This is a genomic window from Corallococcus sp. CA053C, from assembly GCF_003611675.1.
Taxonomy (GTDB): domain Bacteria; phylum Myxococcota; class Myxococcia; order Myxococcales; family Myxococcaceae; genus Corallococcus.
This window is the reverse complement of sequence record NZ_RAWA01000302.1, coordinates 1-12145: the sequence shown is the minus strand read 5'-3', so window position 1 is coordinate 12145 and position 12145 is coordinate 1. Positions and strand designations below refer to the sequence as shown.

The 12145-nt window shown below is 70.3% G+C and carries 12 protein-coding genes, 1 tRNA gene and 1 pseudogene; 7 read left to right on the top strand and 7 right to left on the bottom strand.

Going from position 1 to position 12145, the window contains the following annotated elements:
* The 3 genes and pseudogenes from D7V97_RS30690 to D7V97_RS30680 all read right to left on the bottom strand — a co-directional run.
* Positions 1 to 192: pseudogene (locus D7V97_RS30690) on the bottom strand (energy transducer TonB); the annotation flags it as partial.
* Positions 193 to 274: 82 nt separating this feature from the next.
* Positions 275 to 1513 (bottom strand): glycosyltransferase family 87 protein, encoded by a 1239-nt coding sequence (locus D7V97_RS30685; protein WP_120614185.1) that lies wholly within the window; start codon positions 1511 to 1513, stop codon positions 275 to 277.
* Positions 1514 to 1572: 59 nt separating this feature from the next.
* Positions 1573 to 2967: an NAD(P)/FAD-dependent oxidoreductase gene (locus D7V97_RS30680; RefSeq protein ID WP_120614184.1), complete on the bottom strand. Its 1395-nt coding sequence runs from the start codon at positions 2965 to 2967 to the stop codon at positions 1573 to 1575.
* A 366-nt stretch (positions 2968 to 3333) separates the two neighbouring features.
* Here D7V97_RS30680 and D7V97_RS30675 point away from each other — a divergent pair, with 366 nt between their 5' ends.
* The 5 genes from D7V97_RS30675 to D7V97_RS30655 all read left to right on the top strand — a co-directional run bounded on the left by D7V97_RS30675 (position 3334) and on the right by D7V97_RS30655 (position 6840).
* Positions 3334 to 3765 carry a ribosome-binding factor A gene (locus tag D7V97_RS30675; RefSeq protein ID WP_120614183.1) on the top strand — a complete coding sequence of 144 codons (432 nt, stop codon included), beginning with the start codon at positions 3334 to 3336 and terminating at the stop codon, positions 3763 to 3765.
* On the top strand, positions 3762 to 4919 hold the full coding sequence (locus D7V97_RS30670; protein WP_120614182.1) for an RtcB family protein: 1158 nt from the start codon (positions 3762 to 3764) through the stop codon (positions 4917 to 4919). The genes D7V97_RS30675 and D7V97_RS30670 overlap by 4 nt, the downstream gene beginning before the upstream one ends.
* Before the next feature lie 192 nt (positions 4920 to 5111).
* Positions 5112 to 5185 (top strand) — tRNA-Gln (locus tag D7V97_RS30665).
* A gap of 56 nt (positions 5186 to 5241) precedes the next feature.
* Positions 5242 to 5772, top strand: a complete 531-nt coding sequence (locus D7V97_RS30660) for a non-proteolytic archaemetzincin-like protein (protein ID WP_120614181.1) — start codon at positions 5242 to 5244, stop codon at positions 5770 to 5772.
* Positions 5773 to 5886: 114 nt separating this feature from the next.
* Positions 5887 to 6840: a TolB family protein gene (locus tag D7V97_RS30655; protein ID WP_368668973.1), complete on the top strand. Its 954-nt coding sequence runs from the start codon at positions 5887 to 5889 to the stop codon at positions 6838 to 6840.
* A gap of 15 nt (positions 6841 to 6855) precedes the next feature.
* Here the strand turns inward: D7V97_RS30655 and D7V97_RS30650 are convergent, their stop codons facing one another.
* From D7V97_RS30650 to D7V97_RS30640, 3 genes are read right to left on the bottom strand one after another with little or no spacing between them, the layout of a single operon-like run.
* The gene (locus tag D7V97_RS30650; RefSeq protein WP_158623490.1) at positions 6856 to 7377 is read right to left on the bottom strand and encodes a DUF3592 domain-containing protein; all 522 of its coding nucleotides are present in this window, start codon (positions 7375 to 7377) and stop codon (positions 6856 to 6858) included.
* A 7-nt stretch (positions 7378 to 7384) separates the two neighbouring features.
* Positions 7385 to 7870 carry a DUF3592 domain-containing protein gene (locus D7V97_RS30645; RefSeq protein WP_120614178.1) on the bottom strand — a complete coding sequence of 162 codons (486 nt, stop codon included), beginning with the start codon at positions 7868 to 7870 and terminating at the stop codon, positions 7385 to 7387.
* Between the two features lie 4 nt (positions 7871 to 7874).
* Positions 7875 to 8315 carry a DUF3592 domain-containing protein gene (locus D7V97_RS30640; RefSeq protein ID WP_158623489.1) on the bottom strand — a complete coding sequence of 147 codons (441 nt, stop codon included), beginning with the start codon at positions 8313 to 8315 and terminating at the stop codon, positions 7875 to 7877.
* A gap of 198 nt (positions 8316 to 8513) precedes the next feature.
* On the opposite strand from D7V97_RS30640, the gene D7V97_RS30635 reads away from it, so the two are divergent.
* Entirely contained in the window at positions 8514 to 8993 is a 480-nt protein-coding gene (locus D7V97_RS30635) for an ankyrin repeat domain-containing protein (RefSeq protein ID WP_120614186.1), read from the top strand.
* A gap of 90 nt (positions 8994 to 9083) precedes the next feature.
* On the opposite strand, the gene D7V97_RS30630 is transcribed toward D7V97_RS30635, so the two are convergent.
* Complete coding sequence (locus D7V97_RS30630) at positions 9084 to 11297, bottom strand: (Fe-S)-binding protein (RefSeq protein ID WP_120614176.1); 2214 nt, start codon at positions 11295 to 11297, stop codon at positions 9084 to 9086.
* A 406-nt stretch (positions 11298 to 11703) separates the two neighbouring features.
* Between D7V97_RS30630 and D7V97_RS44865 the strand changes: the two genes are divergently transcribed.
* Positions 11704 to 11865, top strand: a complete 162-nt coding sequence (locus D7V97_RS44865; protein ID WP_158623488.1) for a hypothetical protein — start codon at positions 11704 to 11706, stop codon at positions 11863 to 11865.
* Positions 11866 to 12145: the final 280 nt, after the last annotated feature.

Below are 12145 nucleotides of genomic sequence, written 5' to 3'. Positions count from 1 at the left end.
GGGCGGAGGAGGCGGCGGTGGACGGAAGACGACGTCGACCTTCTTCTCCCGGATGACTTCCTTCACGGTGTTGGCCGCGGTCATCGCCGCCACGGCGATGAGTCCGAAGACGGCGACCGACGCGGTGGTGGAGAGCGCGAACCGCCGGGCGGCGGCGGGGGCGCTGGAGGCGCTGTCGAACGTTTCGAACATGACGGGGACGCATATAGCGACGCCGTGTGTCACGAAGGTTCAGGGCCCGTGACACTTTGCCCCCGGCCGTGTCTCGATTGGGTCACGAACCGCGGGCGTTCGGAAATCCACGCGGCAGGTGCGTCACGGCATTGTCGGAGAGAACGGCGACGGGCGCGCCCCGCCGCCGCGTCTGCCACAGAAGCGCCACCAGCAGCGCCGTGTAGACCCAGGCGAAGGGCCGCGTGAGCAGCACCTGTCGCGCCAGCTCCGGGCCCAGCACCGTGTCCGACACGAGCAGGCCCGTGAGCGCCACCAGCGCCACCAGCGCCCCGTTGATCCGCGACCGCCCTTCCAGCGCCGCGCGGATCAGCGGCCACACGAGCAGGTAGTTCGCGCGCCACGCCAACGGTGACAGCAGCGTCACGCCCAGGCAGCCGAACGCGAGCAGGTCCACGGGCCCGGGCCGCGCCCACAGCAACGCGATGACGAACAGCCCCAGCGCCACGGCCTGCGCCAGCGGCATCGCGCCCGAGGGCGGCAGCGACTCCGCGGGCAGCACCAGCGACATCAGGAGCGTGGGCAGGCCCTGCGGGTTGTGGCCCAGCGCCCACGGCGGCGTGGTGCGCGCGAGCGTCTCCGTCCAGTCACGCAGCTGCGAAAGCGTGCCCGTCCACCCGTAGCGGCCCAGCGTGGGCAGCACCAGCAAGACGCCGAAGAGGGCCGTGGTGCCCACCACGCGCCAGTGCCGGCGCCAGAGGAAGAACAGACCCAGCAGCGCGGCGGGAGGCTTGAGCAGACACGCGACGGCGAAGGCGGCGCCGGGACCCCAGACACGGCCGCGCTCGGCGCTCACGGCCGCGAGCACCAGCAGCCACAGCAGCACGGCGTCCACCTGGCCGTAGAAGATCTCGAAGGAGAACGCGGGCAGCAGCACGAGCGTGGCGAGCACCGGCGCCCACGACCACGGCGTTGCTTCTGCGGACGCAGGCGCGGGCGCCGCACGGCGCGTGAGCACGGACACGGCGGCCAGGGCGAGCACGGACCCCAGGTTCCACAGCGCCACGGCGACACGCGGCGGGACGACGGTGAAGGGCAGGAAGAGGGGCGCGGTGACGGGCGCGTACTTGAACGGCATGGTGCCGTCCTCCGCGCGGTACAGGTCCGTGCCCTCGCGGAAGCGCTCCGCGGCGGTGAGGTAGACGCGGAAGTCCACGCCGCGCCTCGGGTGCTGGCCCACGGCGACGGCGGCCACGGCGAGCACCAGCAACAAGGCCCACTCCACCTTCAGGGACGCGCGCACGGACGACGCACGAAGGAGCGGCAGGTCAGCGGTGCTCATTCACGAGGGAGGCGGAGGGTGGGGCGCGCACCATTCCACGCGGAGGCGCCCCACCGCAATTACAGGCCGTAGGCTTCCAGCAGCCGCAGCCACACCTCGCTCATCGTCGGGTACGACGGCACCGCGTGCCACAGCGTGTCCAGCGTCACCTCGCCCGCCACGGCGATGGTGGCCGCGTGGAGCATCTCCCCCACGCCGGGGCCGGTGAACGTGGCGCCCACGATGATGCGGCGCTGCTCGTCCACCACCAGCTTGGCGGTGCCCTTGAAGCCCTCACCCAGCAGCGACGTGCCGGCCACGTCGCCCAGCTCGTACTGCACCGTCTTCACCGGCACGCCCACCTTGCGCGCCTGCGCCTCGGTGTGGCCCACGCTGGCCACCTGCGGGTGCGTGAAGACGACCTGCGGCGTGGCCTTGGTGTCCGCCCACGCCTTCGCGGGCTTGCCCAGCAGGACGTCGCCCACCAGCCGCCCCTGGTACTTGCCCATGTGCGTGAGCAGGTTGCGGCCGTTCACGTCGCCGCACGCATAGAGCCAGTCGCCGTCCATGCCCTTCGCGCGGAGCTGATCATCCACCTCGATGGAGGCGCCGGGCTTGAGGCCCACCGTGTCCACGCCCAGGTCGTCCGTGCGCGCCGTGCGGCCCATGGCCACGAGCAGCGCGTCCGCGCGCAGCGTGTCCCGGTTGGTCAGCGTGATGGTGAACTCGCCCTTGCCCTCGCCGGAGCGCTGCACCTTCGTCGCCTGCGTTTCCAAGAAGACGCGCACGCCGGAGTCGCGCAGCGCCTGCGCCAGCTGCTCGCCCACGAAGGGCTCGAAGCGCGTGAGCAGGCGGGGACCGCGCTGCACCAGGGTCACCTCGGAGCCCAGGTCGCGCCAGGCCTGCGCCAGCTCCACCGCCTCCACGCCGCCGCCCAGCACCACCAGCCGGCCCGGCACCGCCTTGGCGCCGGTGCCCTCGCGGTTGTCCCACGGCTTTGACTCCTTGAGGCCCGCGATGTCCGGCAGGCGCGGCTTGCTGCCGGTGGCGATGACGACGGCCCGGCGCGCCTCCAACTCGCGCACCTTCCCGTCCTTGCCCTCCACGCTCACCTTGCGCGTGCCGGTGAGCTTGCCGCGGCCCCGAAGCACGGTGAGCTTCGCCCCCTCCGCCCACTTCACCTGGGACTTGTCGTCGTAGCCGGACACCATCTTGTCGCGGTGCTTGAGCACGGCCTCCACCTTGAGCGTCCCCTGGAGCATCTCGCGCACGCCGGGCGTGTGCTGCGCCTGCCACAGCGTCTGGCCGGGGTTGAGCAGGGCCTTGCTGGGCATGCAGGCCCAGTAGGAGCACTCGCCGCCCAGGAGCTCGTGCTCCACCAGCGCGACCTTCAAGCCACCCGCCGCAACGCGCGCGCCCGCGTTCTCCCCCGTGGGACCCGCCCCAATCACCACCACATCGAAAGTCTCGGCCATGAAGCCTCCCCGGCCCTGCTTGCACGGGTGAGGGCGCCGCGCCAATCAGACCGGCCGCCCGAGTCGGATGGTGGAAAGAGTGGCTGGTCACCACCGGACAGCCTTCGCCCCTCCTGTCTTCTGGTGTCAGGACCCACGGGCCCGGCGCGTCGGGCGCGCACGGTTCGCGCGGCGGGTGCGCGGCGGGAGGTGTGCCATGGGACGTGTCGCCAGGTTGGACCTGATTCGCTCCACGCGGTCGTGACGCCTGGGAACGGTTCGCCGTTCCCCCAGACGGTGTCCGCGTGGTGGCCCCGCTGTGCCACTCCGGTCGTGTCCTCGGGTCTTCGTGATCCGGACGCGACCGACAGGAAACCGTTTTCGTTCATGTCCTCATCCAGGTCTCGCCGTCCCCGCGCGTCGTCCCGGCGTTCGGGTTCCTCGCTGTTCCAGTCCCAGGCTCCGTCCGCGCGTCACCTGCGCGTCCAATCCACCCTCTCCGAGGAGGTTTCGCTGCTCTTCCGTGGCGAGCTGTCCGACCCCGTGCTCGATGGCCTCGCCTTGACGTCCTTCGAGCTGTCCCCCGAAGGGCGCACCGCGCGCATCGGCTACACCCTGCCGCCCGACGCCACCGACCTGACCGCAGTGAAGGAGGCCCTCGTCCGAGCAGAGGGCTACCTGCGCTCGCAGCTCGCGCAGCACCTCAACCTCAAGCGCACCCCGCACCTTCGCTTCGTCCACGTGGGCACTGCCCCACGAACGGAGCCCGATGACAGCGGCTGGGGCTCGGACGATGACGGGGAAGGGGGTGACGCATGATGCCCCGCATCCTCGAAGTGCCACCGGGCGCGGTGCCCCTGCTCGCGTGGGCCCGCACGGTGCCCGGCGCCGCGCTCAAGCAGCTCCAACAGCTCGCCGCGCAGCCCTACGTCGTCGAACACGTGGCGGTGATGCCGGACGTGCACCTCGCGGCCGGCGTGTCGGTGGGCACCGTCTTCGCCACCGAACACCACGTCGTCCCCGGCGCGCTGGGCAACGACCTGGGCTGTGGTGTGAGCGCGCACCGCTTCGCCTTCCCCGCCGCGTCGCTGTCACGCGCCGACCTGGAGGGGCTGCTGTCCCAGCTCGCCCGCGTCGTGCCCGTGGGCGACGCCGTCCACCGGGGGCGCGGCCTGCCGCTGCCTCCCGGATTGGAGTCCCCGACGCTGTCCACCCACCGGCTCTCCCAGGCGTGGGCGCGACTGGCGCCGCGTCACCTGGGCACGCTCGGGGGCGGCAACCACTTCCTGGAACTGGACCGCGACGGGGCCGGGGACCTCTGGCTGCTCATCCACTCCGGGTCGCGCGGCGTGGGGGCCGCGGTGGGCGAGCACCACCAGCGCGTGGCGAAGGCGCTGGGGGAGGGCACGCCGCCCGCCCTGCGCACCGACACCGAGGCGGGCGTGGCGTGCCTCCAGGACCTGGCCCTGGCCTGCCGCTTCGCCCGCGCCAACCGGGACACGCTCGCCGCGCGGGCCCTCGCGGTGATGGCGGACGTGCTGGGCGTGGCCCCGGACCCGGACAGCACCGTGGACGTGCACCACAACCACGTCGCCGCCGAGTCGCACTTCGGCCGCACGCTCCAGGTGCACCGCAAGGGCGCGGTGGGCCTGGACGCGGGCGCGCGGGGGCTCATCCCCGGCTCCATGGGCACGGCCTCCTACGTCGTCCAAGGCCGGGCCGAGCCGCGCTCGTTCCGCTCCTGCTCGCACGGCGCGGGCCGCGTGCTCACCCGCACGGAGGCCCGGGCCCGCATCCGCCCGGACGCCCTGGTCCACGCCCTGCGCCGGGTGGTGTTCGACGCGGGCCGCGCCGGGTCCCTGGTGGAGGAGGCGCCCGCCGCCTACCGGGACCTCTCCGAGGTGCTGGAGGACGAGGCGGACCTCGTGACGCCCTGCGTCCGACTCACCCCCCTGGCCGTGCTCAAGGGCTGAGCGGAGGGGGCGCCCCTGTCGGGTGGACGACACCCCGTCCGCCCGGCCGGCAAGTCGAGGGGGTCCCGAGTGTCGCGCGGTGGGTGATCGCACCCCCCGCACTCCACGGCGAAAGGGGCCCATCGTCAGAGTGGGTTCCCGTGCCCGTGAAGATGCCGTAGTATCCGCCTGAAAGTGTGCGTGCGAACCTGCTGGGGCGTCGTCTAATGGCAGGACGTCAGACTTTGACTCTGATTATCAAGGTTCGAATCCTTGCGCCCCAGCCACTCCGCTCCGGGGGGACGCGGCCAACGTCCGTCCGGAGGTAGAAGGCGGTGGGCTGATGCCGCAGAAGACGCTCCTGCTGGTCACCGTGGGCAGTCCACCGTCCACGCTCGTGAACTCCTTGCAGGAACCGCTGGCGACCCACCTGGGCGTCAGCGCGGTCGTGAGCCGGGCGGCGCTGTCGTCCCCTGCCTACGCCTTCAACAAGGACCGCAGCCAGTACCACTGCAACGCCATCATGCGGCGGCTGGGCACGCTGCTGGAGGACGCGCCGCAGGAGCTGGTGATGGGCGTGACGGACGCGGACCTCTTCGTGCCGGACTCGCCCTTCGTCTTCGGCGAGGCGGACCGCGAGTCCAAGGTCGCGGTGATGAGCCTCTACCGGCTGCGCCAGGGCGCGGAGGGTGAGGCGCTGCGCCGCCGCGTGCAGGTGGAGGCCGTGCACCAGGCCGGCCACCTCATCGGCCTGTCCTACTGCGAGGACCCGCGCTGCGTGATGTTCTTCCCGCAGACCCCGCAGGACTGCGACCGCAAGCAGCTGGGCCCCTGCAATGTCTGCCGCAATGAGCTGAACCGCCTCAACCGTTGAAGCCCGGCCGTGAATGCCGCCGCGTGCGTTGACGTCCCAGGCCGCGCGCCCTGTAGTGTTCGGGCGGAACGTGCGGCAGGGCCGGCGGCACAGCGGGAGACAGCGATGATGGGCATGCGGCGATGGCTCGGTGCGGTGGTGGCGTTGGGGATGTTGGGTGGGTGCGAGCCCCTGGACGGGGGCGGCGGTGGCACCACGGGTGACGTGCTGTTCACCCAGGGCTTCGCCTTCGTGCGCAGCGACCGGAACATCTACGTGGTGGACGACGATGGCGACCCGAACAGCCCGCAGCGGCTGACGACGTCGGGCGGCGCGTACACCCCCTCGATTTCGCGCGACGGCACCAGCATCGTGTTCGTGCAGAAGGTGGGCACCACCACGTCCCTCCAGACGGTGCCCACCACGGGCGGCACGGTGGCCACGCTGCTCTCCAGCAACGACGCGGCGTGCGGCGCGTGCACCAACTTCCGCGGACCGACCTTCAGCCCGGACGGTCGCACCATCGTGTTCGCGTTCGACCGGGGGGCGGGTTCGAACAGCTCGCTGGCGCGCATCAACGTGAACGGCAGCGGCTTCACGGAGCTGACGCCCGGCACGACCATCTCCTACGGCGCGCCGTCCTTCTTCCCCAGCGGGAACACCGTGGTGGCGCCGGCGGGCAACAACACCTTCCAGTACAACCAGCTCGCCTTCGTGCCGGCGGCCGGTGGCAGTCCCACCTATGTATCGCTGGGCAACGAGGTGCTGGCCATCGCGAACCGCGCGGTGGTGTCGCCGGACGGGCGGCAGGTGGCGCTGGACGGCCGGCTGTCGTCGGGCAGCACGCGCATCTTCGTGGGCAACGTGTCGGCCACGGGGCTCAGCGGCACGCTGCGGCGGCTGACGGACTACACCGCGAGCACCGTGCAGGAGAGCTTCCCCAGCTGGGTGGGCAGCACGACGCTGGGCTTCCTCTTCAACGACTCCGGCGGCGACCCCAGCATCTACCGCGCCCCGGTGTCCTCGACGGCCAGCTCCGTCACCCTCGCGGTTCCCTCCGCGAACGAGCCCTTCTACGGGCCCATCTAGGCAACAGGCGGCGCCCTAGTACTCACTCAGGGGCCGCGGTCCCTTCGGAGGAGGCGTGCGAGGGGGCTTCCCGGCCTCCCCCTCGTACTGTGGCAGGGGAGACCTGCGGGAGTCCGCGGCCCGTTGGCGGTTGCCCATGAGACCCCCGACGCCGAAGCACATCATGAACAGCAGCCCGAGCGTGAAGACGAGGGTTTCCGGCAGCTCGGCGCCTTTGCCTGTGGGGAGGCTCCGTCTGGGGTTCTCTGGAAGGTAGGTGACGTCGATGGGGGAACCGGGACCCAGGCCCGACCAGCCGTCGTCCGACCCGTCGTACTTCTCTTGGAACTCCCTGCCGTCTGGCAGCGTGAAGGCGTAGTGCAACTCCGCGTTGCTGTCGCCTCCACCCGGGCTGACGCTCAGCACCGTGCCCTGCACGTGCACTCCTTCTCGGAGGAGACGTCGGGTGGTCGCGTACCGCCTCCAGAAGACCCCCAGTAGCAGGCCAGGGATGCCAATGAAGAACACTGCGTGCACGGCTTCACCCAGAGAGTTCATGGCGTTGTCAGGATGACGGGTGCCGCGTGGGGGTGGCAATCCGGGGAACCCGCTGGCTGTCCGCATCCGGCACTGCCTTCCCCAGCAGCGCCACCCCTCCGATGAGGCTCAAGAGCACGAGCACGACGCTGAGGAAGAGGGCCAGGCCCAGGGTCATCACCCCGTGGCCCTCCGGGTAGCTCCGGCTCGGCTCCTCCCGGCCGTAGAGCACCTGGACAGGGTCCCCGACGCGCAGGCGCTTCCACAGCTCCGGAGAGACAGCGTGCTGCCCCTTCTGCTGGGTGCCCTCCAGCGGCGTGAAGGCGTAGTGCAGCAGGTACTCCCGGTCGTCCGAGGCCGCGATGAGCTCCTTGCGGAGCACCGTGCCTTGCGCGTGCAGCCCCTCGCGCACGATGCGCGTGTCCCTCCGGTACGTCCTCCACGTCATCACCAGGAACGTCAGTCCGAGCAGCACGAACGTCGCCCCCAGGATGCGTGCCGCGAGTCGCGCCATGGGCTTACGCCTCCTCCATTCCGGGGCTCCGCGACAGGCTGACCGCGCCCGTGAGGATGACCCCGCCCGCCAGCACGAACGCCAGCACGGCCAGCCCCATGGGCAGCCCGCCCTCGCCCTCGGGTTGGCTGTTCCCCGGGTCGCCCTGGTCGTGGAGCACCTGGAGGCTGCTGCCCGCGCGCAGCCGCTCCCACAGCTCCCGGGACACGTTGCGCTGATCCGTCCGCCACCCGCCCCCCCAGGGGAAGCGGTAGTGCAGCACGTAGTCCACGCCATGGGAGAGCCGGCTGCGGTCGTGGCGCTCCTTGCGCACCACCGTGCCCTGGGCCCAGACGCCGTCCATGTGCAGGCGCAGGTCCCGCTGGAAGATGAACGCGACCATCACGAAGACGATGCCGCCCATCAGCACCCACAGCGCCCCATCCGTCCGTGACCGGGGCGTCATGTCATCCCGCTGGAGCTGAAGCTGAAGCAACGCATGGGTCCCCGGCCTTCCCGCCCCGGCAGGGGGCGCGCCTGCCTGTTCAGGGGGCGGACGGTACGCGCGAAAATGACAACCCGGTGAATCCCCGACGGCAAGGGGGCTCCCTGGCATCGCGTCCGCCGAAACGCGATGCTGCCCCCGCTGCTGGAGGTGCACACCGTGTCCCTGTTCGATGCCGTCACCGCGGGCGACCGCCCCGCCCTCGCCGCCCAGCTCGACGCGGGCGCCGACCCCAACCCCTTCGACTCGCAGGGGCGCACGCCCCTCATGGTCGCCGCGCGCGAGGGCCGCGAGGACCTGGTGCGGCTGCTGCTGGAAGCCGGCGCGGAGCCCGCGCTCCCCGACAAGCTGGGGGAGACGGCCTTCATCACCGCCGCCGCCTACGGCCACGTGAAGGTGTGCGCGCTGCTCGCCTCCAAGGCCACCGACGACGAGAAGGACCTGGCCCGCACGCTCCTGGCCAACCAGGGCCTCACGGAGCTGCCCTCGCGTCCCTCCGAAATCGCCCCCGACGACTTCCGCCGCAAGCTCGCCTCCGCGGGCGCCTATGTGGCCGGGAAGCTGGGGGACGGTGACACCACCAAGCGCCTGGAGCGCGTGCTGCGCTCCGAAAAGGGCGCGGACAAGGGCCGCAAGTAACCCCCGTGCACCGCTGGACAGGCGAAGGGCCCGGCCGCTCCCACTTCGGGGAGCCACCGGGCCCTCGTCACATCCGGACGCGCGGGACGGCTACTCCGGCTTCGCGTTCACCACGGGGCTCGGGGACACCGTGCCGCCCTTGTTCGTGGTCTCCATCGAGTCCGCGACCAGCTCCGTGATGTCCTTCACCTGGATCTGCTCACGGCCGGTGTCGTTCTTCGCGTCGTTGAGCATCGTGGAGCAGAACGGGCAGGCCACCGCGACGATGCCCTTGCCACCCTGTTCCTTGTAGTCGCCCACCATGCCCGGCTTCTTCTTGTCCGTGGCGTCGGGGTAGGGCGTGTTCGGGTCCTCCGCGTGCTTGAGCGTGAGGGCCACCTCGTTGATGCGGTTGTGGTTGATGCGCGTGCCGATGTGCTCTTCCATCCACATCCGGCCGCCACCGGCGCCGCAGCAGAAGCCCTCGCGCTTGCTGCGCTGCATCTCCACCACTTCCAGGCCCGGGATGCTGTTGAGCACCTCGCGGGGCGCGTCGTACACGCCGTTGTGCCGGCCCAGGTAGCAGGGGTCGTGGTAGGTCAGCTTGGTGCCGGTGTTCATCACCGCGGAGAGCTTGATGCGCTTCTCCTTCAGCAGCTCGTTGATGAGCTGCGTGTGGTTGATGACGCGGTACTCGCCGCCGAACTCCGGGTACTCGTTCTTGATGGTGTTGAAGCAGTGCGGGCACTGGGTGATGACCGCCTTCACGCCCATCGCGTTCCAGGTCTCGACGTTCGTCTTCGCCAGCGTCTGGTACAGGTACTCGTTGCCCATGCGGCGCGCGGAGTCGCCGTTGCACATCTCCTGCTTGGACAGCGTGGCGAAGGACACGTTCGCCTCGCGCAGGATCTTCACCAGCGCGCGGCTGACCTTCTTCTGCTTGTCGTCGTAGCTGCCCGCGCAGCCCACGAAGAACAGGTACTCGTACGGGCCGCCACCGTCACCCCAGGTGGGCAGCGCCAGGTCGGAGGCCCACTCGTCGCGCTGGTCCTGGCCGATGCCCCAGGGGTTGCCCTGGCGCTCCATGCCTTCGAACACGCGCTGGATTTCGGGCGGGAACTCCGCCTTCACCTGCACCTGGTAGCGGCGCATGTCGATGAGGCGCGGGACGTTCTCGATGAACACCGGGCACGCCTGCTCGCACCAGCCGCAGCTCGTGCAGGCCCACACCGTCTCCGCCTTCAGCGCGCTGCCGACGATTTCGGGCAGGGGCTCCTTCACGCCGCTGGGGCCGTAGCCCTCCTCCACCCACTTCTCGTTCTCCCAGAGCCAGTGCTTCAGGTCCTGGTTGACGGCCTTGTGCGTGAGCGGCTTGCCCGTGATGTACGTGGGACAGTGCGTCTGGCACCGGCCGCATTCCGTACAGGAGTACAGGTCCAGGCCGTTCTTCCAGGTGAGGTCCTTCACCGTGGCGGCGCCGAACTCCTCCTTCTCCAGGTTGGGCGTGGGCAGCTTGCCGGTGGAGTGCGTGCGCTGGAAGAAGACGTTGGGCAGGCCCGTGATGATGTGGAAGTGCTTGCCCAGCGGCAGGAAGTTCAGGAACGCCAGGATGATGGTCAGGTGGATGAAGAAGCCCGCCACGCCCAGCACGTGCGCCGCCGTGGTTCCCAGGGGCATCATGGCCAGGCCCGTCACGCTGGTGATGGGCTCCCACCACACGAGCGCGGACAGCGTGGACGGCACCTGCGTCGCGCCCACCTGCACCTGCTGGGCGGCGGCGTGCGCGGCCACCATGTGGCTGCCGCCGAACATGAACTCCGTCACCATCAGCCCCGCGATGAAGCCGAGGATGAGGTACGCCTCCCACGACTGGGACATGCGGTCCGGCTTCACCTTCCAGCGCGTCCACACGAAGTACGCCACGCCCAGGAGCGCCAGCCCCGCGACCACGTCCTTCAGCAGCAGGAAGAAGCGGTAGGCGAACAGCAGCGGCGGCGCCGCGTCCCAGGCCGGGTGGCTCAGGTCGGTGAGCACCTCCAGCGCCGTGGTGGAGAAGCCCATCGCGAACATCATCACCGTGCGCAGCGTCAGCACCATGAAGGCCGCGTAGATGAAGATGTGGAACAGGCCCGGCGTGAACTCCTCCGGATCCACCATGCGCTTCTGCCCCAGCCCGAAGCGCACCAGCTGCGCCACGCGATAGGGGATGTGGTCCAGCCGGTTCTCCTTCTTCATCGCGAGCAGCACGCCCACGCGGCCAGACATCGTGATGACGAAGATGGAAAGGGCGCCTGTCAGCAGCAGGCCGGTGATGATGGGGTTCATGGAACCTCGGGAACCTCTGGGGCCGCACGGCGGTTGCACGCCGGGTTGCCGCGTTGCGGCAAGGCTTGGATGACGGTCAACCCTAGCAGGGGTGATTCTCGAATCAAGCCTCGTGCCGAAGGCCTTGCCCGCCAGCCGGTCCGACTGTCCGACAGGTTTGTCCAGAACCCGTCTGGCCTGCCGGTGAGCAGGCGGCCGGGCGTGTTCGTTGGAACGCAAAAGACGGTTTGGAGGCCCGAGGGCTTTACAAAACCGGGGCGGGTTCCCAGAATGTTCGTAAATCGGTCAAGAGTCGCTTGTAAAGGGTCCGCATGGGGCGGCCTGGATGACCGACGCAGGGCGTCCAAGGGGATGCGAGCAGCAGGCAGGCCGTACACCCCGTGAATGGAGCGCCAAGGAGCCGGACATGAGCCACGACGAGAGCACGTACCTGGACGAGGGGCGGGACTATCTGGACCTCCGCGGTGAGACCGAGGGCGGCACGCTGGTGCCCCTGGAGACCCAGGACGGCCTGCGTTGGGGCCACCTGGATGAAGAGGCCTGGGGCGGCTGGAGCGTGGTGGAGTGACCTGCGAGGCCCCCGCGGCCCGTGGACTGCGCGGGGGCATTCGTTCAACGTCGGCGGGAGCGTGCACTCCCGGACGTTGATGCGATGCGCCGGAGGTGGTGACGCAATGCGCTGGATGCGGTGCTCCCCTTCGCTTCAAGGGTCGAGCCCGCCGAGCGCGAAGGGGAGAGGGCGACTTCCTCCCGTCTCTGCGAAAGTAAATCCGTAAAGGGCTGACGGTTCCGCCGACACGCGGGTGCCTGGAGGTGGCGCGGGGCGTCCCGAGGGCGCGCAGGGGCCG

Excerpts from the sequence above, each read along its gene's own strand:
- D7V97_RS30685 (WP_120614185.1), bottom strand. The coding sequence starts at position 1,513 with ATGAGCACCGCTGACCTGCCGCTCCTTCGTGCGTCGTCCGTGCGCGCG.
- D7V97_RS30680 (WP_120614184.1), bottom strand. The coding sequence starts at position 2,967 with ATGGCCGAGACTTTCGATGTGGTGGTGATTGGGGCGGGTCCCACGGGG.
- D7V97_RS30675 (WP_120614183.1), top strand. The coding sequence starts at position 3,334 with ATGTCCTCATCCAGGTCTCGCCGTCCCCGCGCGTCGTCCCGGCGTTCG.
- D7V97_RS30670 (WP_120614182.1), top strand. The coding sequence starts at position 3,762 with ATGATGCCCCGCATCCTCGAAGTGCCACCGGGCGCGGTGCCCCTGCTC.
- D7V97_RS30660 (WP_120614181.1), top strand. The coding sequence starts at position 5,242 with ATGCCGCAGAAGACGCTCCTGCTGGTCACCGTGGGCAGTCCACCGTCC.
- D7V97_RS30655 (WP_368668973.1), top strand. The coding sequence starts at position 5,887 with ATGCGGCGATGGCTCGGTGCGGTGGTGGCGTTGGGGATGTTGGGTGGG.
- D7V97_RS30650 (WP_158623490.1), bottom strand. The coding sequence starts at position 7,377 with ATGAACTCTCTGGGTGAAGCCGTGCACGCAGTGTTCTTCATTGGCATC.
- D7V97_RS30645 (WP_120614178.1), bottom strand. The coding sequence starts at position 7,870 with ATGGCGCGACTCGCGGCACGCATCCTGGGGGCGACGTTCGTGCTGCTC.
- D7V97_RS30640 (WP_158623489.1), bottom strand. The coding sequence starts at position 8,315 with ATGACGCCCCGGTCACGGACGGATGGGGCGCTGTGGGTGCTGATGGGC.
- D7V97_RS30630 (WP_120614176.1), bottom strand. The coding sequence starts at position 11,297 with ATGAACCCCATCATCACCGGCCTGCTGCTGACAGGCGCCCTTTCCATC.
- D7V97_RS44865 (WP_158623488.1), top strand. The coding sequence starts at position 11,704 with ATGAGCCACGACGAGAGCACGTACCTGGACGAGGGGCGGGACTATCTG.